21 protein-coding genes are annotated in these 22,374 nt (G+C 72.7%); 14 read left to right on the forward strand and 7 right to left on the reverse strand.

What is annotated here, in order from left to right:
• Positions 1 to 12: 12 nt before the first annotated feature.
• The 5 genes from QNO09_RS21865 to QNO09_RS21885 are packed head-to-tail and all read left to right on the forward strand — an operon-like array spanning position 13 to position 3,610.
• Positions 13 to 1,581, forward strand: a complete 1,569-nt coding sequence (locus QNO09_RS21865) for a 4-coumarate--CoA ligase family protein (protein ID WP_283971922.1) — start codon at positions 13 to 15, stop codon at positions 1,579 to 1,581.
• Positions 1,578 to 2,312: an enoyl-CoA hydratase family protein gene (locus tag QNO09_RS21870; RefSeq protein ID WP_283971923.1), complete on the forward strand. Its 735-nt coding sequence runs from the start codon at positions 1,578 to 1,580 to the stop codon at positions 2,310 to 2,312. The genes QNO09_RS21865 and QNO09_RS21870 overlap by 4 nt, the downstream gene beginning before the upstream one ends.
• Positions 2,300 to 2,911 carry a TetR/AcrR family transcriptional regulator gene (locus QNO09_RS21875; protein ID WP_283971924.1) on the forward strand — a complete coding sequence of 204 codons (612 nt, stop codon included), beginning with the start codon at positions 2,300 to 2,302 and terminating at the stop codon, positions 2,909 to 2,911. Before QNO09_RS21870 ends, QNO09_RS21875 begins: the two co-directional genes overlap by 13 nt.
• A gap of 52 nt (positions 2,912 to 2,963) precedes the next feature.
• Complete coding sequence (locus QNO09_RS21880; RefSeq protein ID WP_283971925.1) at positions 2,964 to 3,212, forward strand: hypothetical protein; 249 nt, start codon at positions 2,964 to 2,966, stop codon at positions 3,210 to 3,212.
• The gene (locus QNO09_RS21885; RefSeq protein WP_283971926.1) at positions 3,209 to 3,610 is read left to right on the forward strand and encodes a DNA-binding protein; all 402 of its coding nucleotides are present in this window, start codon (positions 3,209 to 3,211) and stop codon (positions 3,608 to 3,610) included. Before QNO09_RS21880 ends, QNO09_RS21885 begins: the two co-directional genes overlap by 4 nt.
• Before the next feature lie 79 nt (positions 3,611 to 3,689).
• On the opposite strand, the gene pdxH is transcribed toward QNO09_RS21885, so the two are convergent.
• Positions 3,690 to 4,319 (reverse strand): pyridoxamine 5'-phosphate oxidase, encoded by a 630-nt coding sequence (gene pdxH / locus QNO09_RS21890; protein WP_283972017.1) that lies wholly within the window; start codon positions 4,317 to 4,319, stop codon positions 3,690 to 3,692.
• Positions 4,320 to 4,639: 320 nt separating this feature from the next.
• Between pdxH and QNO09_RS21895 the strand changes: the two genes are divergently transcribed.
• On the forward strand, positions 4,640 to 5,740 hold the full coding sequence (locus QNO09_RS21895) for a citrate synthase 2 (protein ID WP_283971927.1): 1,101 nt from the start codon (positions 4,640 to 4,642) through the stop codon (positions 5,738 to 5,740).
• Between the two features lie 20 nt (positions 5,741 to 5,760).
• Here QNO09_RS21895 and QNO09_RS21900 read toward each other — a convergent pair whose 3' ends face one another.
• A complete protein-coding gene (locus QNO09_RS21900; RefSeq protein WP_283971928.1) occupies positions 5,761 to 6,267 on the reverse strand; it encodes an HIT family protein in 507 nt (168 codons plus the stop codon).
• 305 nt (positions 6,268 to 6,572) lie between these two features.
• On the opposite strand from QNO09_RS21900, the gene QNO09_RS21905 reads away from it, so the two are divergent.
• Positions 6,573 to 6,986 (forward strand): RidA family protein, encoded by a 414-nt coding sequence (locus QNO09_RS21905; protein ID WP_283971929.1) that lies wholly within the window; start codon positions 6,573 to 6,575, stop codon positions 6,984 to 6,986.
• 100 nt (positions 6,987 to 7,086) lie between these two features.
• Positions 7,087 to 8,541 (forward strand): PAS domain-containing protein, encoded by a 1,455-nt coding sequence (locus tag QNO09_RS21910; RefSeq protein ID WP_283971930.1) that lies wholly within the window; start codon positions 7,087 to 7,089, stop codon positions 8,539 to 8,541.
• Positions 8,542 to 8,999: 458 nt separating this feature from the next.
• Here QNO09_RS21910 and QNO09_RS21915 read toward each other — a convergent pair whose 3' ends face one another.
• On the reverse strand, positions 9,000 to 9,755 hold the full coding sequence (locus QNO09_RS21915; RefSeq protein WP_283971931.1) for an SIS domain-containing protein: 756 nt from the start codon (positions 9,753 to 9,755) through the stop codon (positions 9,000 to 9,002).
• Positions 9,756 to 10,024: 269 nt separating this feature from the next.
• On the opposite strand from QNO09_RS21915, the gene QNO09_RS21920 reads away from it, so the two are divergent.
• Together QNO09_RS21920 and QNO09_RS21925 are read left to right on the forward strand one after the other, a co-directional pair.
• The gene (locus QNO09_RS21920; protein WP_283971932.1) at positions 10,025 to 10,717 is read left to right on the forward strand and encodes an iron-dependent transcriptional repressor DtxR; all 693 of its coding nucleotides are present in this window, start codon (positions 10,025 to 10,027) and stop codon (positions 10,715 to 10,717) included.
• A gap of 610 nt (positions 10,718 to 11,327) precedes the next feature.
• Complete coding sequence (locus QNO09_RS21925) at positions 11,328 to 12,218, forward strand: alpha/beta fold hydrolase (protein ID WP_283971933.1); 891 nt, start codon at positions 11,328 to 11,330, stop codon at positions 12,216 to 12,218.
• 21 nt (positions 12,219 to 12,239) lie between these two features.
• On the opposite strand, the gene QNO09_RS21930 is transcribed toward QNO09_RS21925, so the two are convergent.
• From QNO09_RS21930 to QNO09_RS21940, 3 genes are all read right to left on the reverse strand, one after another.
• Positions 12,240 to 13,832, reverse strand: a complete 1,593-nt coding sequence (locus QNO09_RS21930; protein WP_283971934.1) for a transporter — start codon at positions 13,830 to 13,832, stop codon at positions 12,240 to 12,242.
• Positions 13,829 to 14,620, reverse strand: a complete 792-nt coding sequence (locus tag QNO09_RS21935; protein ID WP_283971935.1) for an ABC transporter ATP-binding protein — start codon at positions 14,618 to 14,620, stop codon at positions 13,829 to 13,831. Before QNO09_RS21935 ends, QNO09_RS21930 begins: the two co-directional genes overlap by 4 nt.
• A 111-nt stretch (positions 14,621 to 14,731) precedes the next feature.
• Positions 14,732 to 15,394, reverse strand: a complete 663-nt coding sequence (locus tag QNO09_RS21940; RefSeq protein ID WP_283972018.1) for a bifunctional DNA primase/polymerase — start codon at positions 15,392 to 15,394, stop codon at positions 14,732 to 14,734.
• A 327-nt stretch (positions 15,395 to 15,721) separates the two neighbouring features.
• Between QNO09_RS21940 and QNO09_RS21945 the strand changes: the two genes are divergently transcribed.
• Together QNO09_RS21945 and QNO09_RS21950 are read left to right on the forward strand one after the other, a co-directional pair.
• A complete protein-coding gene (locus tag QNO09_RS21945; protein WP_283971936.1) occupies positions 15,722 to 17,107 on the forward strand; it encodes an NsdA family TPR-like regulatory protein in 1,386 nt (461 codons plus the stop codon).
• A gap of 201 nt (positions 17,108 to 17,308) precedes the next feature.
• Positions 17,309 to 19,102 (forward strand): hypothetical protein, encoded by a 1,794-nt coding sequence (locus tag QNO09_RS21950; protein ID WP_283971937.1) that lies wholly within the window; start codon positions 17,309 to 17,311, stop codon positions 19,100 to 19,102.
• 100 nt (positions 19,103 to 19,202) lie between these two features.
• Here the strand turns inward: QNO09_RS21950 and QNO09_RS21955 are convergent, their stop codons facing one another.
• On the reverse strand, positions 19,203 to 20,510 hold the full coding sequence (locus QNO09_RS21955) for an ABC transporter substrate-binding protein (protein ID WP_283971938.1): 1,308 nt from the start codon (positions 20,508 to 20,510) through the stop codon (positions 19,203 to 19,205).
• Between the two features lie 118 nt (positions 20,511 to 20,628).
• Here QNO09_RS21955 and QNO09_RS21960 point away from each other — a divergent pair, with 118 nt between their 5' ends.
• Positions 20,629 to 21,129 carry an SCO4402 family protein gene (locus QNO09_RS21960; protein WP_283971939.1) on the forward strand — a complete coding sequence of 167 codons (501 nt, stop codon included), beginning with the start codon at positions 20,629 to 20,631 and terminating at the stop codon, positions 21,127 to 21,129.
• A 325-nt stretch (positions 21,130 to 21,454) separates the two neighbouring features.
• The gene (gene purU, locus QNO09_RS21965; RefSeq protein WP_283971940.1) at positions 21,455 to 22,336 is read left to right on the forward strand and encodes a formyltetrahydrofolate deformylase; all 882 of its coding nucleotides are present in this window, start codon (positions 21,455 to 21,457) and stop codon (positions 22,334 to 22,336) included.
• Positions 22,337 to 22,374 lie beyond the last annotated feature (38 nt).

Raw genomic sequence — 22,374 nt, forward strand, 5'->3', positions numbered from 1 at the left:
GAGGAACCCGTCATGTTCCGCAGCGAGTACGCAGACGTCCCGCCCGTCGAACTGCCCATCCACGACGCGGTCCTGGCCCGGGCCGCCGAGTTCGGCGACGCCCCGGCGCTGATCGACGGCACCGACGGCACCACCCTCTCGTACGAGCAGGTGGACCGGCTCCACCGGCGCGCCGCCGCCGCCCTGGCCGAGGCCGGGGTCCGCAGGGGTGACGTCCTCGCCCTGCACAGCCCCAACACCATCGCCTTCCCGATCGCCTTCTACGCGGCCACGCGCGCGGGTGCCACCGTTACCACCGTGCACCCGCTCGCCACCGCCGAGGAGTTCGCGAAACAGCTGCGGGACTCGGGGGCCCGCTGGATCGTCACCGTCTCACCGCTGCTGGACGTCGCCCGCCGGGCCGCCGAGATCGCGGGCGGCGTACGCGAGATCTTCGTGTGCGACAGCGCGAGGGGCCACCGCTCCCTGATCGACATGCCGGCCTCCACGGCCCCCGAACCGCAGGTCACCCTCGACCCCGCCGAGGACATCGCGGCCCTGCCGTACTCCTCCGGGACCACCGGCATCCCCAAGGGCGTGATGCTCACGCACCGGCAGATCGCGACCAACCTGGCCCAGCTCGGCCCGGCGATCCCCGCGGGCCCGGGCGAACGCGTCCTGGCGGTCCTGCCCTTCTTCCACATCTACGGTCTCACCGCCCTGATGAACGCGCCCCTGCGGCAGGGCGCCACCGTCGTCGTCCTGCCCCGCTTCGACCTGGAGCAGTTCCTCGCGGCCATCCAGAACCATCGCATCACGGCGCTCTACGTGGCCCCGCCGATCGTCCTGGCCCTCGCCAAGCACCCGGCCGTCGCCCAGTACGACCTGTCGTCCCTGAGGTACGTCATCAGCGCCGCCGCACCCCTGGACGCGCGTCTCGCGGCCGCCTGTTCCGAGCGGCTCGGCCTGCCGCCCGTCGGCCAGGCGTACGGCATGACGGAGCTGTCACCCGGCACGCACGTCGTGCCCCTGGACGCCATGCGCGACGCCCCGCCCGGAACCGTCGGCAAGCTCATCGCCGGCACCGAGATGCGCATCGTCTCCCTCGACGACCCCGGCCGGGACCTCCCCGCCGGTGAAGCGGGCGAGATCCTCATCCGCGGCCCCCAGATCATGAAGGGCTACCTCGGCCGCCCCGACGCCACCGCCGCGATGATCGATCCCGAGGGCTGGCTGCACACCGGGGACGTCGGCCGCGTCGACGAGGCCGGCTGGCTGTTCGTCGTCGACCGCGTCAAGGAACTCATCAAGTACAAGGGGTTCCAGGTGGCGCCGGCGGAACTGGAGGCGCTGCTCCTCACCCACCCGGGCGTCGCCGACGCCGCCGTCATCGGCACGTACGGCGACGACGGCAACGAGGTCCCGCACGCGTTCGTGGTCCGCCAGCCCTCCGCCGCCGAACTCACCGAGGCGGAGATCATGACGTACGTCGCCGAACGCGTGGCCCCCTACAAGCGGATACGCCACGTCACCTTCACCGTCGGCGTCCCCCGCGCGGCCTCCGGCAAGATCCTCCGCCGACAGCTCAGGGAGAGCACATGACGCTGATCACCCGCACCCGCGCGCGTGCCGTGGAGACCCTGGTCCTCGACTCGCCCCACCACCGCAACGCCCTGTCGGCCGCCCTGGTCGGCGAGCTGGCCGACGCGCTCACCGACGCCGGGAAGGACCCCGGGGTACGCGCGATCGTCCTCACCCACACCGGCAACACGTTCAGCGCGGGCGCCGACCTCAAGGACCCCCCACCGCCCGAGGCGCTGGTCGCGCTGCTGCGGCAGATCGTCGCACTGCCCAAGCCGGTCGTCGCCCGGGTCACCGGCCACGTGCGCGCGGGCGGCCTCGGCCTGCTGGCCGCCTGCGACATCGCGGCCGCCTCCACGAACGCCACGTTCGCCTTCACGGAGGTCCGCATCGGCGTCGCCCCCGCGGTCATCTCCCTGCCGCTCCTGCCCCGCGCGAACCCGCGCGCCCTGTCCCGCTACTACCTCACCGGCGAGCGCTTCGACGCGGCGGAAGCAGCCGCAACGGGCCTGCTCACCACCCATGCCGACGACGTCGACACGGCCCTGGACCCCATCCTCGAAGGCTTGCGCAAGTCCGCCCCCGAGGCCCTGGCCGAGACGAAACGGCTGCTCACGGCTAGGGTGCTGGAAGCCTTCGACCGGGACGCTGCCGACCTGACCGCGCTCTCGGCCCGGCTGTTCTCCTCCCCGCAAGCGCGCGAGGGGATGACGGCCTTCCTCGAACGACGGGATTCGGCATGGGTGGTGTGAGCACGGTCGACCGTGCGGAGAGAGTCCCCAAGCAGGACCGCAGCCGGGCCACCCGGCAGCGGCTCCTCGAAGCCGCCGTGTCCTGCCTCGCCGAACACGGCTGGGGCGGCTCCACCGTCTCCGTCGTCGCCGAACGCGCCGGAGTCTCCCGCGGCGCCGCCCAGCACCACTTCCCGACCCGCGAGGACCTCTTCACGGCGGCCGTCGAGTACGTCGCCGAGGAACGCTCCACGGCCCTGCGCGCGCTGTTCCCCGAGGGCGCCGCCGGAGACCGCCACGCCGTCGTCGCCGCCCTGGTCGACCTCTACACGGGGCCGTTGTTCCGCGCGGCCCTCCACCTGTGGGTCGCCGCCTCCAACGAGGACCAGTTGCGGCCCCGCGTCACCGAGCTCGAATCCCGGGTCGGCCGCGAAACCCACCGCATAGCCGTCGACCTCCTCGCCGCCGACGAATCCGTCCCCGGCGTCCGCGAGACGGTCCAGGGCCTCCTCGACATGGCCCGCGGGCTCGGCCTCGCCAACCTCCTCACGGACGACGCGGCCCGCCGGGAACGGGTGGTCGCGCAGTGGGCGGGGCTGCTGGAGGAGGCGCTGGGCTGAGGGACGGTGTCAGCGTGGACGCGGGATGCGCATACCGCAGTATGCTCGCAGTATGGCGGACACGACACGCATCACGGTGACACTGCCGACCGACCAGGTCGCCGAACTCAGGAAGCTCACCGACAACGTCTCCGGCTATGTCGCGGAGGCGGTGGCACGCCAGCTGCGGCATCAGTTGCTCGGCGCCGACCTGCTGCGTCACCAGGAGGAGCACGGGGCGTTCACCGAGGAGGAGCTGGCGGAGGCCCGCTCCAGGATCTTCGGCACGGAGGACGCCGGCGGCTCGGCGAGCGCGGCGTGATGGAGCACGTCGAGACGGTCGTCCTGGACTCTCAGGGGCTCTCCGCCTGGATCGCCGAGGACCGCAAGATCCTGGCGATGTTCCAGGTTCTCCACGCCATGGGCGCCGATTTCGTCATCGGCGCCAACACCATCGTGGAAGTCAGCCACGCGCGGGTGAACCTGCCTCGACTGCAGTGGGCGCTCTCCCGTGTCAAGGTCGAGGCGGTGACGGAGAGCGCCGCGAAAGCGTCCGCCGAACTGCTGAAGGCCGCCGGGCTGCACGGCCACAAGTACGCGATCGACGCGACCGTCGCCGAGGTGGCGCTGCGGCAGCCGGGCCCGGTGGCCGTACTGACGTCCGATGTCGACGACATGGCGCGGTTGTGCGGCGATCGAGTCCGGCTCATCGGCATCTGAGCGGGAACCCCCCGTGCACCTCCTGCCCGCGAGGGAAGGCCCGCGAAGCGAGGCCCGCGTCCGGGTGAAGCTCTGACTCTCAGGGGCTGAGCCGCTCCACCCGCCAGCTCCCGTCCGCCTGCTCCACGTACCGCAGCCGGTCGTGCAGCCGGTTCTCGCGGCCCTGCCAGAACTCCACCGTCTGCGGGGCCACCCGGAAGCCGCCCCAGTGCGGGGGCACGGGCACCTGCTCGCCCTCCGGGTAGCGGGCCGCCAGCTCGGCGTAGGCGCGGTCGATGTCGGCGCGGGTGGGGATCACCGAGGACTGGGCGCTGGCCCACGCCCCCAGCTGCGAACCGTGCGGCCGGGTGCGGAAGTACGCCGCCGTCTCGTCCCGGCCGGTGCGCCGGGCGACGCCGGTCACGATGACCTGCCGGGCCATCGGGTGCCAGGGGAACAGCAGCGCGACGTACGGGTTCTCCGCCAGGTCACGGGCCTTGCGGGAGTCGTAGTTCGTGTAGAAGACGAAGCCCTGCTCGTCGAAGTGCTTGAGCAGCACCGTGCGCGTGCTGGGACGTCCCTCGGCGTCGGCCGTCGAGACGATCATGGCGTTCGGCTCGAACAGCCCCCCGTCCGTCGCCGCCTGTTTGAACCAGCGCGCGAACTGCTCGACGGGCGTGGCGGCCAGCTCGGTCTCGGAGAGCCCCTCCGCCCGGTACTGCTTGCGCATCGAGGCCAGATCGAAGGGGACGTCGTCGCGGGTCACCCGGTCATCTTGCCGTATGGACGGTGTCCTTCGTCACTGCATGGCACTGAGTGCCGTGAACCCTCCCCAACGGTGGCACTCGGGGATATCGTTTGGATGCCGTTCCGGTTGGGTGATCGTCGGCCGCACGGGGCATCACAGGGGAGACCGGCCGGGACCGCGAGTCGCTCAGACGACCGTGGATCCAGCGGACGGCCGCCCGCGTCGCCAGCCGACTGACACATGGTCCGTACGTTCCACCCCACAGCACACCATCTGTCGCTTACATCACGAGGAGCCGCCTGATGTCCGACTTCGTACCCGGGCTCGAGGGAGTCATCGCGTTCGAGACGGAGATCGCCGAACCGGATAAGGAGGGCGGCGCACTCCGGTACCGGGGCGTCGACATCGAGGACCTCGTCGGCCACGTCTCGTTCGGCAACGTCTGGGGCCTGCTCGTCGACGGCGCCTTCAATCCCGGTCTGCCGCCCGCCGAACCCTTCCCCATCCCGGTGCACTCCGGCGACATCCGCGTGGATGTCCAGTCCGCCCTGGCCATGCTGGCGCCCGTCTGGGGCCTCAAACCGCTCCTCGACATCGACGTCGAGGAGGCCCGCGAGGACCTGGCCCGAGCGGCCGTCATGGCGCTGTCCTACGTCGCCCAGTCGGCGCGCGGCCAGGGCCTGCCGATGGTCCCGCAGCGCGAGATCGACAAGGCCCAGTCCGTCGTCGAACGCTTCATGATCCGCTGGCGGGGCGAGCCGGACCCCAAGCACGTGGCGGCGGTGGACGCGTACTGGACGAGTGCCGCGGAGCACGGCATGAACGCGTCCACGTTCACGGCCCGGGTCATCGCCTCGACCGGCGCGGACGTCGCGGCCGCGCTCTCCGGTGCGGTGGGCGCGATGTCCGGCCCCCTGCACGGCGGGGCCCCCTCCCGCGTCCTGCACATGATCGAGGAGATCGAGCGCACGGGCGACGCCGAGGCCTACGTCAAGCGGACCCTGGACAAGGGTGAGCGCCTCATGGGCTTCGGCCACCGCGTCTACCGCGCCGAGGACCCGAGGGCCAGGGTGCTGCGCCGCACGGCCCGCGAGCTGGGCGCCCCCCGCTTCGAGGTCGCCGAGGCCCTGGAGAAGGCGGCCCTGGCGGAACTCCACGCCCGCCGCCCCGACCGGGTCCTCGCCACGAACGTCGAGTTCTGGGCGGCCATCGTCCTGGACTTCGCGGAGGTCCCGGCGCACATGTTCACGTCCATGTTCACCTGCGCCCGCACGGCCGGCTGGTCCGCCCACATACTGGAGCAGAAGCGCACAGGCCGCCTGGTCCGCCCCTCGGCCCGCTACGTGGGCCCGGGCACCCGCGACCCCCGCGAGATCGAGGGCTACGAGGGCATCGCCCACTGACCGCTTGCCCCTCCACGGCCTCACCCGGCTCCGGGTGGGGCCGTCGGCCTGTCTCGCCCCGCGAGCCGATCCAGCTCCTCACCGATGGCTTCCCGCAGCCGGTCGTGACGGGCCCCGAGGGCGTACCGCTCCTCGTCCCACATCCGACGTGGATACAGCCACACGGGCCGCCGCACCAGTTCCTCGGGCTCCCAGTCGTAGCGCGGCCACACATGCGCGTGCAGAAACCCGTCGGTGTTCCCGAGGATCTCCAGATTGACCCGCCGGAACCCCGTCTCCACCCGCCGGCAGGCCCGCTCGACGGCTTCCCCCAGCCGGTCCATGCCGTCCAGAAACGCCAGCCGCCCGCCGCGCGGCAGTTCGGACAGCCGCCGCACCGCCGGATCATCGGTCAGCAACACCGAGTAACCGGGCAGGAACTGCACATCGCCGATGACCGCGAACCCGGCGTCCAGCCTCCGCAGCACGGCCGGGTTCTCACCCCGCAGGGCGCTTCCGATCCGGTCGTCCCGCCACGCGTCCCTCACCATCGCCTCCTGGGAAACCGCAGAAAAACGCAGGCGACCCGCGAGTCTGGTTCCTCCAGAGGAGGAGCCGGCCGGACGTACCGGCGACTCGCGGGTCGGGTGACTGCTTGGAGATTGGGCCGGCTGCGCGCCTCACTCACGCGCTGGTCCGGCACCGCACTGTGTGTGGTGTCGGGCCGCTAGCCCGCAGCCACCTCACGCGTCCGGTTCTCATACATCTGCCGAACCACCTCCCTTCTCGTGTACCTGGAACCCTAAGAAGCCGTTCGGCCTCGGAGCAACCCGTTTTTTGAGACCTTGACTCCATGACGCAGCGGCAGGCGATTCTCAGCGGTTCGGTGTTCGAGGAACGGATCGGGTACGCCCGGGCCGTCGTGGACGGGGACCGGGTGCACGTGTCGGGGACGACCGGGTTCGACTACGCGGACATGACGATCTCCGAGGACGTGGTGGAGCAGGCGGAGCAGTGTCTGCGGAACATCGGGGCCGCGCTGGAGAAGGCCGGGTGTTCGTTCGCGGACGTCGTGCGGGTGCGGTACCTGCTGCCGCAGCGCGAGGACTTCGAGCCGTGCTGGCCGGTGCTGCGCGCGTGCTTCGGCGAGGTGCGGCCGGCCGCGACGATGTTGGTGTGCGGGCTCGCGGACCCCCGGATGAGGATCGAGATCGAGGTGTACGCGCGGCGGGGGAGCGGCGACGGGGCCCCGCCGTTGATCGACTGAGGGTGGCTCCCGCGGCGTTGACGTGGGGATTGCCGCCGTACAACGATTCCTTCAATGTTCTGGGAACTCGGTGTGCGCTGGGTCACGTTCCAGTTGAATGATGGCAAGGAGCGAACCGACGTGCCGGACGTACGGACGCAGCCTGCAGGGGGTCCAGGTGAGTGCTTCCCGGCGTAGTGGGACCACCGACGAGCTGGGGCCGGAGGAGCCCGAGCGGGACGGTTCGGATGGTCAGGATCTGCTTGCCGCGTTGCTGGACGGGATGGACGCGGCGCTGTGCGCGTTCGACGCCGACGGGGTCGTGACGCACTGGAACCGTGAGGCCGAGCGGATCCTCGGCTGGAGCGCCGACGAGGCCGTGGGGCGGCGCGGGCTGGCCGGGTGGGCCGTGCGCAGCGCGGACGCCGAGGAGGTCGAGGGCCGGCTGCTGTCGGTGATGCACGCGCCGGGGCGGCAGGTGCACGAGTTCGCCCTGCTGACGAAGGACGGCGGGCGGGTGCTCGTGCGGACGCAGTCGGCGGCGGTGCGCGGGCCCGACGGAAAGCCGGCGGGGGTGTACTGCGCGTTCAGCGAGGTGCACGCGCAGATCGATCTGGAGCGGTCGATCGCGCTGAGCGAGGCGCTGTTCGAGGACGCCAGCTGGGGCGTCGTGCTGGTGGACGTGGACCTGCGGCCGGCCGTGGTGAACGCGCACGCGGCCCGGGCGCTGGGCACCGGTCGCACGTCGGTGCTCGGGCGGCCGCTCGGGGAGCTGCTGTCGCAGGGTGTGGAGGAGCTGGAGAGCGCGCTGCAGCATGTGCTGGCGGAGGGTGCGCCGCCCGCGCCGGCCGAGGTGTGGGTGAGCGTGCGCGCGTCGGAGGGCGAGCAGCGGCGGTGCTGGCGCAGCGGCTTCCTGCGGCTGGCCTCGCCCCTCGCGGAGGAACCGGTCCCGCTGGGGGTGGGCTGGCTGTTCCAGGACGTGACGGAGGCCAAGCACGCCGAGCAGGAGGCGTCCCTGCTGCGGTTCCGCATGCAGCAGCTGCACCGGGCGTCGCGGGCCGCCGCCGAGTGCGAGGATCCGGCGGAGGCGGCGACGGTCCACCTGGACTTCGCCCTGGCCGGTTTCGCCGACCACGCGCTGATCGACCGGGTGGCCGGGGGCGCGCTCACCGACGCGGAGACCGAGGAGCCGGTGCGGCTGGTCCGGGTCGCCGCGACACCCTCGGGGGCGCCGGGCCCGAGCAAGCTGGCCGACCGCGCGGGACTGCCCGTCCGGTACGCCGAGGGGCATCCGGCCCTTCAGTGCGTGGAGCGCATGGGAGTCCTGCGGGCGAGCGCGGGCACCGCCCCGCCCGAGGCGGCCCGCACATGGGCCCTGGCCCGTCAGTGGCCCCCGGACGCGGTGCACGCCCTGTGCGCGGTGCTGCGCAGCCGGGGCCGGACGCTGGGCGTCGTGACGTTCCTGCGGGGCGCGGGCCGCAGCGCCTTCGAGCGCTCCGACGCGATGTACGCGGAGGACGTGGCGGTGCGAATCGCGACGGCGCTGGACCTGGCGGGGACGCCGGGCGAGCGCTGAGAGTCGCCACCGCGGCTTCGCATGCCGGGGCTGGGGCGCCGGGCGGGCACGGAGAGGCGCTCGCCGTGGCCTCGTGTGCCGGGCGGGCGTGTCGGGTGGGGGGTGCGGGCCGCCGCTCGTTGTGGCCCACTCCCGTCGGGTGGGGTGTGGTGCCCTGAGCGAGGGGCGTTCGCCCCGGTCGCCGTGCGGTCCTGTGTGCCGGGCGGGCGTGTCGGGTGGGGGTGCGGGCCGCCGCTCGTTGTGGCCCACTCCCGTCGGGTGGGGGTGCGGTGCCCTGAGCGAGAGGCGCCCCCCTGGCCGCCGTGGCCTCGTGTGCCGGGTGGGCCCTGGCAGGCGCCCGCCGCGGCCTGGTGTGCGGGGTGGGGCGCCGGGTGGGGCGTGCGGGCCGCGCCCGCCGTGGCCCGCTCCCGTCGGGTGGGGGTGTGGTGCTCTGAGTGAGAGGTGACCGCCCGGAGGGCTCAGTGCCGGTAGAAGATCCGGTCGCGGTACCGCTCCATCACCCGGGTGTTCCAGTCGTGGCCGCCGTCGACGTTGCCCGAGCGCAGCAGGGGCGGTTCGATGCCGCGGTCGGCGAGCGTGGTGGCCGCCGTCGCCATGACGGCCTGGAGGAGCGCCGAGGTGACGACCGTGGAGGCGGGGGCGAAGGGGGCCGGGATGTCCTCGTGGGTGAGTTCCGCGTCGCCCACCGCGATCTTGGAGTCGAGGACGAGGTCGCAGTGGTCCTTGAGGTACGTCCCGGAGGCGTGCCGGGACTTCGTCTCCGAGGCGTAGGCCACCGATGTCACGCCGATGACCGTGACGCCCAGGGCGCGCGCGTTCATGGCCATCTCGACGGGCAGCGCGTTGCGCCCCGACAGGGAGATGATCAGCAGGGAGTCGCCCTCGCGGAGCGGGGAGCTGTCGAGGACGGCGCTCGCGAGGCCGTCGACGCGTTCCAGGGCGGAGCCGAGCGGCGCGGGCATGACGTCGACGCCGACGACCCCCGGCACGGCGAGCAGGTTCATCAGCGCGAGGCCCCCGGCGCGGTAGACGAGGTCCTGCGCGGCGAGGGAGGAGTGCCCCGCGCCGAAGGCGAAGAGCCGGCCCCCGCTGGCGACGGTGTCGGCGAGGAGCGTCCCGGCCGCGGCGATGCCGTCGGCCTCCTCGTCGCGGATCCGCCGCAGCAGGCCGATCGCGGCGTCGAGGAACTGTCCGGCCGGCGCGCGGTCGCTCATTCGGGATCCCTTCGGGCTGGCCTCGGCGCTTGTGTCGCGCATCACGGTGCGGTCTGGACCAGTGCGGTGTCAATACGGCCGTGGGCTCCGCGCGCCGAGTGCCGTGCGGCGCCGAAAGGGAAGTCCGTACCCTTGCGCACGGTCGCGTAATCCCCGGCTTTCCCTCCGGCGGCACGGTTGTCGGTGGTATCCGGCAGAATTGGTTGCAGGGCCAGCGCACACGCCGGTGAGCCGTCCAGCCTCCGGCAGATCTCATTCGAGGGGCACGTATGTCCGGACTGATCGACACCACGGAGATGTATCTCCGCACCATCCTCGAGCTGGAGGAAGAGGGTGTGGTCCCCATGCGCGCCCGTATCGCCGAGCGGCTGGACCAGAGCGGTCCCACCGTCAGCCAGACCGTGGCGCGGATGGAGCGCGACGGGCTGGTGTCCGTCGCCAGCGACCGGCACCTGGAGCTGACCGACGAGGGCCGCCGACTGGCCACGCGGGTGATGCGCAAGCACCGCCTGGCCGAGTGTCTGCTCGTCGACGTGATCGGTCTGGAGTGGGAGCAGGTCCACGCCGAGGCGTGCCGCTGGGAGCACGTGATGAGCGAGGCCGTGGAGCGCCGCGTCCTGGAGCTGCTGCGGCACCCGACGGAGTCGCCGTACGGCAACCCGATCCCGGGGCTGGAGGAGCTCGGCGAGAAGGACGGCGCCGACCCGTTCCTGGACGAGGGCATGGTGTCGCTGGCCAGCCTCGACCCGGGCGCCGAGGGCAAGACGGTCGTGGTGCGCCGGATCGGCGAGCCGATCCAGACGGACGCGCAGCTGATGTACACGCTGCGGCGGGCGGGCGTGCAGCCCGGCTCGGTGGTGAGTGTGACCGAGTCGCCGGGCGGTGTGCTGGTCGGCAGCGGCGGCGAGGCGGCCGAGCTGGAGTCGGACGTCGCCTCCCACGTGTTCGTCGCCAAGCCCTGACCCACCGCGCCGCCGGCGCGGGCGACCTGCCGGGGCGTCGTCGACTGCCGTCGCGCGCGGGGTTCTTGTGGCGTTGGCGTGATCCGGCCCGCATCGGGGGTCCCGTCCGCCGAATGGCAGCGCTCGTGCGCTTCCCGTGCGACGCTGTCGCGTGAGGCATATGACCTGAGGGGCTCTGGGCCGCGGCTCGACAGCGATGTCACCCGGCCGGGGAGGGGGCTGGAGGATGTGCCGTGGAGCGATGGAGAGCCCCGGCGCCGTGTGGCGCCGGGGCCTGTCCTCCCCTGTGCTGACCCGGAGCCCCGAGCTCTCAGGGTCATTCCCGACGGGCCGGTTTCCCCGAGCGGCCCGCCCCCCGCTGAAGATCTCCCCTCGACGGCGGCGATCAATCCCCGGGGATGGTCACTCGAACGAGGGGTGTTGCCCGCGGAAACCCCATTCTCGAATGCGCATTCGATAGTCTGCGGGCGGCGCACGGCGCACGGCACACGTGTGGGGACAGGTACGGCGACAAGCAGGGCAGAAGGAACAGCAGGCGGGAACACGGTTCACAGGACCGGCCGGCTCCCCGGGAGCCTCGGTCCGCGCGAAGCTTGGGGGGTGCCAGGACATGGCGCGACGCATCGACGTGACCGGGACGGGCGGCGTACGCCTGGCGGCCTGGGAATTCGGCGACCCGCCCAAAACCGACCCGGCGCAGGGGGCGCACGGCGGGCACACCGCGCCGGAGGGCTCGCCCGGCGTGCTGTTACTGCACGGCCTCATGGGCCGCGCCTCGCACTGGGCGTCCACCGCCCGCTGGCTCTCCGCGCGGTACCGCGCGATCGCCCTCGATCAGCGCGGCCACGGCCGCAGTGACAAACCGCCGCGGGGCTCCTTCACCCGAGACGCCTACGTGGACGACGCGGAGACCGCTCTCGAGCAGCTCGGCCTCGCCCCGGTCGTCCTCATCGGCCACGCCATGGGCGCCCTGACCGCCTGGCAGCTCGCCGCCAAACGCCCCGACCTGGTCCGCGGGCTGATCATCTGCGACATGCGGGCCTCCGCGCTCGGCGGTGCCTCCCAGCGCGAGTGGGGCCAGTGGTTCGAGTCCTGGCCGCTGCCCTTCGCCACGCTCGCCGATGTCCGCAAGTGGTTCGGCGAGGACGACCCCTGGGTGGAGCGGCCCAACCCGGCCCGTGGCGAGTTCTACGCCGAGGTGATGGCCGAGTCCCCGGACGGCTGGCGTCCGGTCTTCGAGCCGGAGCAGATGCTCCGCTCCCGCGAGACGTGGGTGTACGACGCGCACTGGGAGGAGCTGGCCCAGGTCCGCTGCCCCACCCTGGTCGTGCGCGGCCTGGACGGCGAACTGGGCCGCGCCGAGGCCCAGGAGATGGTCCGCGTGCTGCCCCGCGGCCAGTACGCGGAGGTCGCAGACGCCGGTCACCTGGTGCACTACGACCAGCCGGAGGCCTGGCGCGCCGCCATCGAGCCGTTCCTGGACTCGCTGGGCGATCACTGACACCGGCCTCCGCGGGGCGCGTCACCCCTTGCTGACCGCCGTCAGGATCTCCGGCAGCCGCCGGGCCGTCCGCGGAGCGGCCAGCTTCAGCCCCGTCGCCGCGAGCGCCGCCCCGTACGCCGTGCCGACCGGCAGCAGCAGCCACCTCCAGTCGTCGCCGTCGGCGCTCACGTTCAGCCAGATCGTGAGCGCGATGACGGGCGCGCACAGCAGGGCCGCCGCCATCATGCCGCCGAAGATGGAGATCCAGGCGAGCCCGGTCTGCCCGGGAGCGACGTTCTTGTACCCCTCCTGCGGGATGGAGTACGGGAAGCGGGCGGAGGTCCACGCCCCGGTCGCGAGCATCGCGCCGAGCAGCGCGAAGGACAGACCCAGCGCCTCGGGCAGCCGCCGCCAGTCGCCGAGCATGGCCGTGGTCAGGACCGTCACGAGCGTGGCGTACGGCAGGGTGATCAGCAGCAGGGCGTACGCCCGGGCGCGCAGCTCGACGTAGGCGTCACGCGTCGAGGAGATCGTCATGGCGACCATCCAGAACGCCGAGGTGTCCTGCCCGAACTGGTTGTACATCAGGATGCCGAGCATCCCGGCGGCGAAGCACGCGAAGTACACCGACCCGGTGCCCTGCCAGGCGTTGAACACCGGCACGATCAACCCGATGGCCAGCGACGTCACCCAGGCGGCCTTGGTCTTCGGGTCGCGCCACATGTATCGCAGGCTGCGCTCCATGACCGTGCCCGTACGCCCTGCGGGGAGCAGCCTCCCCAGCCCGGTCGAGGAGCGCTCCCGGGCGGCCGACTCGGCGCTCGGCAGGGTGGATCCGTCGGGCGCGGTCATCAGCCGGGTCAGATGCCGCGACCAGAGCGCGAGCAGCGCCACCAGCGCACCCGCGGTCAGTGCCAGTTGGGCCAGGGCGAGACCGTAGGAGCCCTCGCTCACCGCGTGCACGGCCCCGATCGCCGACGCGGGCGGCACCCACCCGAGCACCTCCGCCGCCGGGTCCAGTTCACCCAGCCCCGACGTCCCGAGCCGCTGCGCGCCGAAGTTGACGATCTGTGCCCCGATCGCGATGACGAGCCCGCTGAGCACCGCGAGGTCCCGCCCTTTGCGGCTGGTCAGCAGCCGTACGTTGGCGACGGCCACGGCCCGAGCGAAGGCCACGCACACCAGCAGCGCGAGGACGACGGCGACGGCACCGACGGCGAACGCCGCCCCGCCCCGCGCCACCGCGACCACGGAACCGACCAGCAGGCAGAGCGTGAACACCGGCCCGATGCCCACCAGCGAGGCCGTGAGCAGCGCCCGCACCAGCGGCCGGGGCCGCAGCGGAAGCATCACCAGCCGGGTCGGGTCGAGGGTCTCGTCACCGCTGGGGAAGAACAGCGGCATCACCGCCCAGCCGAGCCCCAGCACCGCCACCGCCAGCACGGCCACCGACTCGACGTGCGCGTGGCCGCGCAGCGCGATCAGGCCGATCAGCTGGAGCGCGGCGAACAGCAGCGCGCAGACCGCGGAGGTGATGTAGGCGGCCTTGCGCCCGCCGGACTGCCGCAGCCCGTTGCGCAGCAGCGACAGCTTCAGCCGGACGAGGACGGGAGTGATCGCGGGGGTGCTCACCGCGACCCACCGCCCAGCCAGTCCAGGTCGGACCCGGCGTCCCGGCCCTGCGCGCCGACGAGTTCCAGGAACGCCCGCTGCAGCGAGGGCGCGTCCCCGCGCACCTCGGCGAGGGTGCCGGTGGCGCGGATCCGCCCGGCGGCCATCACCGCGACCCAGTCGCACAGCGACTCGACGAGCTCCATGACGTGGGAAGAGAACACGACCGTGGCGCCCGAGGCCGTGTACCGCTCCAGGACGCCCCGGATGGTCTGGGCGGAGACGGGGTCGACGCCCTCGAACGGCTCGTCGAGGAACAGCACTTCGGGGTTGTGGAGAAGAGCGGCGGCGAGCCCGATCTTCTTGCGCATGCCGGTCGAGTAGTCGACGACCAGCTTGTGCTGGGCGCCGGCGAGATCGAGGACGTCGAGGAGCTGGGTGGCCCGCTTGTCGACCTCGGCGCCGGGCAGCCCGCGCAACCGCCCGCTGTACGCCAGCAGTTCGCGCCCCGAGAGCCGCTCGAACAGCCGTAGCCCCTCCGGCAGCACCCCGATCCGCGCCTTCACCTCGACCGGGTCCCGCCACACGTCGTGCCCGACCACCTCGACCGTCCCGTGGTCGGGCCTGAGCAGCCCCGTCACCATCGACAAGGTGGTGGTCTTCCCGGCCCCGTTCGGCCCGACGAGCCCGATGAACTTGCCCGCGGGCAGCTCCAGATCGATCCCGGCCACAGCGACCTGCTGCCCGAACCGCTTCCAGAGCCCCCGCACCCGCACAGCGCTTGATCCCACCGCGTCTCCCTCCGTCACCCTGCACCCTACGGTTTCGGTGGTGCCCAAGGGGCGCGGGGAGCCGCGCGATCGACCACGGACGACCGACAGCCGCCGCACGACAGCAACCAGGCAGACGAACAGGCGCGCCTATCGATCCCGCCCGCACGCATAGGCCAACGGCGAGATCAACTCCTCCGCGTCCGGCAGCCACCGATTCGCAGGCGTCGGCCGGCAGGCCCACTGCACGGCCCCCCGCGACCCGAACCGCGTGGGCGGCGCGGCCACATACGCCCCCTCACCCAGCACGGTCAGATCCAGCGACGACACCGACCACCCCAGCTTCCGCACCAGGTCGGGCACCTTCGCCGCCGCCCCCGGCAGCACGAAGAACTCCATCCGCCGATCCGGCGTGAGGGTCACCGGCCCGAGCGTCAGCTCCATCCGCTCCATCCGCGCCAGCGCGAGGAACCCCGCCGTCTCCGCCACGGAGATCGCGTCGAACGTCCGCCCCGTCGGCAGCAGGATCGACGCGGTCGGCTGCTTCTGCCACATCCGCCGCGCGACCGTCGCACTGCCCGTCGCCTGCGTCGCCCAGTCCGGACGCGCCGGGTGGGACCCGGGCGCCGGGCACGCCGCGTCACCGCAGGAGCAGCGCTGACTCCCGTCGACGGCTTCCAGCCAGGTGCCGGGGAACACGTCCCAGTGGCGCTCCTCGGCGTAGCGAACAGCGGTCTCCAGCAGCGATTCCCCGCGCTGCTTCGGGATCTGAGCGGCTTCGGTGCCGGCGATCGTCTCTTCCACGATGAACACAACTCTGGTCGTCACCAGGGGTTACGCCCACCCGCGTGCGCGGGGAGGGGCATCGCCCCGGGATCCGGGGCGCATGGGTGCATGTGCGGGGGCGCGCAGGAGGAACCGTCGTCGGGGCTGGGTAACCACGAGGGGGGCCGGCATCAGCCGTTACCCCGGCATTCCTCACATGCCTCGCATTTTCGCCTGGTCGGCGGGGCATTGATCTTCACGGCCGGATCTTTTCACCGGGAGGTGAGGGGCTCGGCCGCGGAAGAGACGTCAACTCGGTGCACGGGCAGGCTCGGCGCCCCGTAGACGCACCGCCGGACAGCAGGGGGTACGCCCATGGCCGCAAGGCCGCTCGTCGCCAGGCAGCCGAACGAACGGCTCCAGGCGCTCATCCAGGAAGCCGGATGCTCCAACGCCGGCCTGGCCCGCCGGGTCAACATGTGCGGTGCCGAGCACGGACTCGACCTGCGCTACGACAAGACGTCGGTGGCGCGCTGGCTGCGCGGGCAGCAACCACGGGGCCGGGCCCCGGCGATCATCGCCGAGGCCCTGGGCCGCAAACTCGGCCGTACGGTCACGATCGACGAGATCGGCATGGCCAACGGCAAGAACCTCGCCTCGGGCGTGGGCCTGCAGTTCTCGCCGACGGTGCTGGGGGCCATCGAGCAGGTCTGCGAGCTGTGGCGCAGTGACGTGGGGCGGCGGGACTTCCTGTCCGGCTCCTCCGTCGCCGCGTCCGCGCTGGTCGAGCCCAGCCGCGACTGGCTGATCTCCGCGCCCGACGCCCAGGTGTCGCGCTCGGCGGGGCCACGGGTGGGGCAGTCCGACGTCCAGGCGGTGCGGGCCATGACGCAGGCGCTGGTGGCTCTCGACCACCAGTACGGCAGCGGGCATGTGCGGCCGGTCGTCGTGCACTACCTCAACAGCGTCGTCTCGGGGCTGCTGGCGGGCTCGTACCGGGAGGCGGTCGGGCGGGAGCTGTTCGCCGCGGTGGCCCGGCTGACGGAGCTCGCCGGGTACATGGCCGTCGACACGGGGCAACCGGGCCTGGCCCAGCGCTACTACATCCAGGCGCTGCGGCTCGCGCAGGCGGCCGGGGACCGCGGCTACGGCGGATACGTCCTCGCCGCCTCCATGAGCCACCTCGCCGCGCAGCTCGGAAACCCGCGGGAGATCGCGCAGTTGGCGCGGGCGGCGCAGGAGGGGGCGCGGGGGCGCGTGTCACCGCGCGCGGAGTCGATGTTCCACGCGGCGGAGGCGCGCGGGCACGCCCTCATGGGCGACGTGCGCGCCGCCCAGTCCTCGGCCGGGCGCGCGGTGAGCGCCCTGGAGGCGGCCGACCCGGCCGCCGGGGACGACCCGGTGTGGATCGCGCACTTCGACGAGGCCTACCTCGCCGACGAGTTGGCCCACTGCCACCGGGACCTCGGGCAGGCCGAGGCGGCGGCCCGGTGCGCGCAGGAGTCGCTGGCCGGGCATCCCGAGTCGCGGGCGCGCCGACGGGCCATCGGATATGTGCTGTTGGCCACGGCACAGGTGCAGCAGCGCGAGATCGAAGAGGCGTGCGGCACCGGCATGAAGGCCGTGGAACTGCTGGAGGGGCTGCGGTCCAACCGGGGCGCCGAGTACCTGGAGGACTTCCAGCAGCGGCTGGGGCCGTACCGGGACGAGGCGGTGGTCAGGGAGTTCGGGGCGCGGCTCGATCTGCAGGCCGCCGCGTGAACACAAGGTCCGCGGATGTGTGAACGTGCGGGAAACGGCCGCCCCGTGCGCAGGAGGTGACGTGAACGGGGGGCCGTGATCCGGCGGTGTTACCGCGCTCACAGGGCAGGAGGCCGGGCCCTGTGCTGCGTGGCACGGGGCTCGGGGGACCCGGTAGCGTGACCCGACGATTCACAAGGTCCCCCATTAGTAGGAGTCCCGGTGACGCAGAGTGGACAGGGCGAGGAGCCCTCGGCGCGCCCCGCGCGCGAAGGCATCGTGCTGCCCTCCGACGGTGGCGAGCCCCTGCTGCCGGGCATGACGGGCGGACCGGACGACGCCCCCGGCCGCAGACCCGCCCCGCCGTCGACGGGCGGGCCGCAGGCCTCGGCCCCCGCGGAGGGCCAGACCTGGGGCGGGCCGTGGGGCCCGGACCAGCAGCGGAGCGCGCCCCCGCCGGACCAGACCTGGCAGTCCCAGCCCCAACAGTGGGGCACGCCGGAACCGCCCGCCTGGGACGCACAGGCCCCGGGCGCGCTCCCCCCGGAGGGCACCTCCCCGAACCCGTACGCCGGCACCCCGGCGCACCCCGACCCGTACGGCTCGGCCCAGCCGTCCGCGGGCCACACCGGCTACGACCCGTACGGCACGTCCGGGGGACGGGCCCCCCTGCCCCCGGAGGGCTCGGGTGGGCCCGGGTACGGCTCCGCGCACGAAGCCGGCGGGGGGCAGCAGCCGCAGGGAGCGTCCGGGTACGGGTATCCGCAGGGGACCGGTCAGCCGCAGGGCGCCGACCCGTACGGGGGCGGCCTGCCGCCGGCCTCCGACGGGTACGGGCAGCCTGCCGGGGGAGCGCCGCAGCCGCAGGCGGGAACCGGGTACGGGAGCGGCGGGGGGGCACCCCTGCCCTCACCCGCGGACGAGGGCGCGACCCAGTACATACCGCCCGTCGCGGGGGACGCCGCCGCGGCCACGCAGTATCTGCCGCCGGTCCCCCCGGCCGCCGACGAGGGGGCGACCCAGTACATACCCCCCGTGACGCCCGGAGCGCTGCCGCCCGAGACGCCGTCCGGCCACGACCCCGAGACGACGCGGTTCCTCGGGACCGGCCCCCGGGCCGGGTCGGCAGCCGGGCCGCTGCCCACCGCCTCGAATCCGGACGCCGAGGCCACGCAGTACATCCCGCCGGTGCCGGGCGGGGACAAGCAGCCGCCCGCCGAGTTCGACAACCTCTTCCGCAGTGAGCGGGGCGCCGAGAGCCCGGCCGGGGCCACCCAGCAGATGCCCCGCATCGAGCAGCCCCGGCCGCAGCCCCAGCCCTCGTACGGCGCTGCCGGGCCGTCCCACGCGCCGCCCGCCGGAGGCCGCTCACGCGGTGGCCGCAGCGGTTCGCGCGTCCCCGTGATCGCGGCCGTCGGCATCGGCATCGCCGTCCTCGGCGTCGGCGCGGGCGCGCTGCTCGCCGGGGGCTCGGGCGGTGGGGACGACGACGGCGGTGACAAGAAGACGGTGGCCGCCTCCGCTCCCGCGACGGACGGCTCCGCCTCGCCGTCGGCCGACCCGGCCCGGGCCCAGGCCGTCGAGCTGGACAAGCTGCTCGCCGACAGCGGCGACAGCCGCACCACCGTGATCAACGCGGTCGCCGACGTGCGGGGCTGCGACAACCTCTCCCGGGCCGCGAAGGACCTGCGCGACGCGGCCAAGCAGCGCAGCGGTCTGGTCACCCGGCTCTCCAGCGTCGAGGTCGACCGGCTGCCCGGCCACGCCGCGCTGACCACCGCCCTCACCAAGGCCTGGCAGGCCTCCGCCTCGGCCGACAACCACTACGCGGCCTGGGCCGACCAGACCGCCGGCAGGAAGGGCTGCAAGAAGGGCCAGGCCCGCACCACCGACCAGACCCTGGCCGGGAACCGGGCCAGCGGCGTCGCCAGCGCCCAGAAGGCCAAGGCGGCCGGGCTGTGGAACGCGATCGCGAGGAAGTACGGCCTGACCGAGCGTCAGCCGACCCAGCTGTGACGGAGACGGTCCGGTGGGGCGCCCCGGAGCTCACGGGCGTCCCGGGGCCACACGCCCGGCCCCCCGCCGCGCCCACGCGTGAGGTGCCGGGCGGGGCCGCTCAGTAGTCCACGTCGGCGTCCTGGAGCGCCTTCGTGGTGTCGACGAAGCCCTTGCGCGCCGACACCAGCCGCCCCTCCCGCACCACCTGCAGGGTCACGTTCGCGTTGACCAGGCGCGGGAAGCCCACGGCGGCGAGCTTGTCCTGGAACTGCCACTGGAGCGTCGGCGTCAGCCCGCCCGTGCTGACCTTCAGGCCGTCGTCCAGGGCCTGCGTGACCGTGTCGGCGGTCACCTCGCCGTCGCCGAGCGACTCGGCGATCTGCCGGAACACCGTGTAGGCGATCCACGTGGTCTGCACTCCGGCGTCCGCGGGGTCGATGCGGTTGTCGCCGAAGGCCTCCTGCCGGATCACCCGCTTCATCTCGTCCCAGCGCGGGTCGCTCGCCACCGGGTACCAGCCGGTGATGTACGAGCCCTCGTAGGGCCCCGAGGCTCCGCCGGTCGCGTCGATCACGGTCTGGTCGACGCTGCCGAGCACGGTGGCCGTCCGCACGTCCGGGTAGTCCTCGCGGGCCCGCCGGAAGGAGTCCATGAAGGTGCCGCTGCGGTCCCCGAGCGCGGGCACCACGCATCCCTGGCCGGTTCCCCCGGTGGTCGTCCGCAGGGCCCGCTCGGCCTGGTCGTCGTACGCGGTGGCGTCCTCGGCCGCCCGCTGGTCGTTCGAGGCCCGGTGCCCGCCCGCCTTCAGACCGGAGTCGAGCAGCGGGGGCAACTGGTCGCCCGCGAGGGTGTCGGGACGGATCAGCGCGACGGGACCGCAGTCGGAGAGCGCGCTGCCGAGACCGGCGAGCAGCGCGGGCTGGCCGCCGTTGACGGGGTAGGACAGGGGGCTGGTGAACTCGTCGTTGGTGATGCCGTAGCCGCCGATGTAGGGGATGCCGGCGCCCTCGAGCGAGGGGAAGAAGGAGCCCGCGTACTGACTGTAGGATCCGACGACCGCGACCACGTTCTCCTTGGCGGCCCGCCGGGCGCACTTCGCGGCGGCCACGCTGTCGTTGTGGTCGTTGCAGGTCAGCACGTTGAGCTTGCGGCCGTTGATCCCGCCGCCCGCGTTGATCCAGCGGGCGTAGGCACGGGCGAAGGCGGGCATGCCGGGTTTGTTGGTGGCCTTGGTGTTCTGCGGGGCCCAGGTCATGACGGTGATGGTGTCGCCCCCGGCATCCCCCGTGGTGCCGGGGACGACCCCGCATCCGGCGAGGAGCGACGCGCACGCGACCGCCGTGCCCGCGGAGAGGATGCCGTTTCTGGCGTGACGGGTGAGGAGGCCGGGGAGGAATGTGCTGCGGGTGCGTCGCCTGCCGGTCATGGTTCTGCACGATTCCGCCACACGGCTAACCCATGAGCGATCTCCGGTCAACAATGGGTGACGCGCCGGTGAAATCGCGGGGGCCGGTGTGACCGATGTGGAGGGGAACGTACGATCGATGACCGTGCAAGCTTCGGAGAACTCTTCCCGACGTGGCCGTCGCTCGTCCACCATGGGCGGCATGCCTGTCAACGACATGCCGTGGTGGCGCTGGCGCAGCAACGTGCGCTCGGCGCTGCACATGCTCTCCGATCCCGGCTTCCAGCGGGACGTCTGGCTGGCCGGCGTGGACGGCTACGGCGACGTGACCGACGCGGTGTACCGGCTGGTCGAGGACACCTGGCTGGACCACTGGTCCGCCGAGAAGTACGTCGGCACGATCTTCCGTGACTCCCAGGAGGCGGTCCTCGTCGACAGCGCGGTGCTGCGCGTGCTGCGGATCATGCACCAGGTCGGGCCGGACGCGCCGGTCGCCGCGTACCTCGAACACGAGGCGTGGCCGGAGGCGGTCCGGGCGGCCCGGGACGCGCACGTGCGGCTCGCGGCGAGCGACGGCGAGGAGCCGGACGCTCCGCCGTCCAGCCTGGAGGTGCTGCGGATCGTGACCAGGTCCGCCTAGGCCGCTTCTGATGGAATCTCCGCGGCGTCGCGGCGTTCGGCACGCTCCCCCGTTCTCGGCTTCGCTCGAACGGGAGGGGCCCCCACCGCCGCACCGCGTGGAAGCCCAAGTAGCTCCGCTACGAGGGCTTCCACGCGGCATGCCGAGAGCACGCACCGAACGCCGCTCCTTCTCCCGCGGAGATCCATCAGAAGCGGCCTAGCCCTGCCGTTTCGGATCGTCTCGGCGTCGCGGGCCCCGGCACGCGTGTCTGCGGCGTTGTCGCGGTGGTCCGTCCTGCGGGACGATTGCCGGTGGTGTCGTTCCTTGTGGGAACCTGTCCCGCATGAACGAGCAGTCCACCAGCGCCGCGGTCCCGGCCGACCAGTACGTCCTCACCCTGTCCTGCCCTGACCGGAAGGGCATCGTGCACGCCGTGTCGAGCTATCTGTTCATGACCGGGTGCAACATCGAGGACAGCCAGCAGTTCGGCGACCACGACACGGGACTGTTCTTCATGCGGGTCCACTTCTCGGCAGACCCTCCGGTGACCGTGGAGAAGCTGCGGGCCAGCTTCGCCGCGATCGGCGACTCGTTCCAGATGGACTGGCAGATCAACCGGGCCGACCAGAAGATGCGCATCCTGCTGATGGTCAGCAAGTTCGGGCACTGCCTGAACGACCTGCTGTTCCGGGCGCGGACCGGGGCGCTGCCGGTGGAGATCGCCGGAGTGGTGTCGAACCACAAGGACTTCGCCGAGCTGGTGGGCTCGTACAACATCCCCTTCCACCACATTCCGGTGACGAAGGACACGAAGGCCGAGGCGGAGGGGCGGCTGCTCGACATCGTGCGTGAGGAGAACGTGGAGCTGGTCGTGCTCGCCCGCTACATGCAGGTCCTCTCGGACGACCTGTGCAAGGCGCTGTCCGGGCGGATCATCAACATCCACCACTCCTTCCTGCCGAGCTTCAAGGGCGCGAAGCCGTATCACCAGGCCCACGCCCGGGGTGTGAAGCTGATCGGCGCGACGGCTCACTACGTGACGGCCGACCTCGACGAGGGGCCGATCATCGAGCAGGAGGTCGAGCGGGTCGGGCACGACGTGACGCCGGAAGGACTCGTCGCCATCGGGCGCGACGTGGAGTGCCAGGCGCTGGCCCGGGGTGTGAAGTGGCATGCCGAGCGGAGGATTCTGCTCAACGGGCGGCGGACGGTGATCTTCGCCTAGGAGCCCGGTTCGTCCCGTTTGGTGGCGGGTGCGGGTGC

It is taken from the genome of Streptomyces sp. 378 (assembly GCF_030124145.1).
Lineage (GTDB): Bacteria > Actinomycetota > Actinomycetes > Streptomycetales > Streptomycetaceae > Streptomyces.

What these genes read in the sequence shown, in the direction of transcription:
- pdxH (WP_283972017.1), bottom strand. Translation starts at nt 4,319, where the DNA reads ATGCGCAAGCAGTACCGGGCGGAGGGGCTCTCCGAGACCGAGCTGGCC.
- QNO09_RS21955 (WP_283971938.1), bottom strand. Translation starts at nt 20,510, where the DNA reads ATGACCGGCAGGCGACGCACCCGCAGCACATTCCTCCCCGGCCTCCTC.
- QNO09_RS21920 (WP_283971932.1), top strand. Translation starts at nt 10,025, where the DNA reads ATGTCCGGACTGATCGACACCACGGAGATGTATCTCCGCACCATCCTC.
- QNO09_RS21870 (WP_283971923.1), top strand. Translation starts at nt 1,578, where the DNA reads ATGACGCTGATCACCCGCACCCGCGCGCGTGCCGTGGAGACCCTGGTC.
- QNO09_RS21875 (WP_283971924.1), top strand. Translation starts at nt 2,300, where the DNA reads ATGGGTGGTGTGAGCACGGTCGACCGTGCGGAGAGAGTCCCCAAGCAG.
- QNO09_RS21915 (WP_283971931.1), bottom strand. Translation starts at nt 9,755, where the DNA reads ATGAGCGACCGCGCGCCGGCCGGACAGTTCCTCGACGCCGCGATCGGC.
- QNO09_RS21945 (WP_283971936.1), top strand. Translation starts at nt 15,722, where the DNA reads ATGGCCGCAAGGCCGCTCGTCGCCAGGCAGCCGAACGAACGGCTCCAG.
- QNO09_RS21960 (WP_283971939.1), top strand. Translation starts at nt 20,629, where the DNA reads ATGACCGTGCAAGCTTCGGAGAACTCTTCCCGACGTGGCCGTCGCTCG.
- QNO09_RS21865 (WP_283971922.1), top strand. Translation starts at nt 13, where the DNA reads ATGTTCCGCAGCGAGTACGCAGACGTCCCGCCCGTCGAACTGCCCATC.
- QNO09_RS21880 (WP_283971925.1), top strand. Translation starts at nt 2,964, where the DNA reads ATGGCGGACACGACACGCATCACGGTGACACTGCCGACCGACCAGGTC.
- purU (WP_283971940.1), top strand. Translation starts at nt 21,455, where the DNA reads ATGAACGAGCAGTCCACCAGCGCCGCGGTCCCGGCCGACCAGTACGTC.
- QNO09_RS21925 (WP_283971933.1), top strand. Translation starts at nt 11,328, where the DNA reads ATGGCGCGACGCATCGACGTGACCGGGACGGGCGGCGTACGCCTGGCG.
- QNO09_RS21905 (WP_283971929.1), top strand. Translation starts at nt 6,573, where the DNA reads ATGACGCAGCGGCAGGCGATTCTCAGCGGTTCGGTGTTCGAGGAACGG.
- QNO09_RS21895 (WP_283971927.1), top strand. Translation starts at nt 4,640, where the DNA reads ATGTCCGACTTCGTACCCGGGCTCGAGGGAGTCATCGCGTTCGAGACG.
- QNO09_RS21910 (WP_283971930.1), top strand. Translation starts at nt 7,087, where the DNA reads ATGGCAAGGAGCGAACCGACGTGCCGGACGTACGGACGCAGCCTGCAG.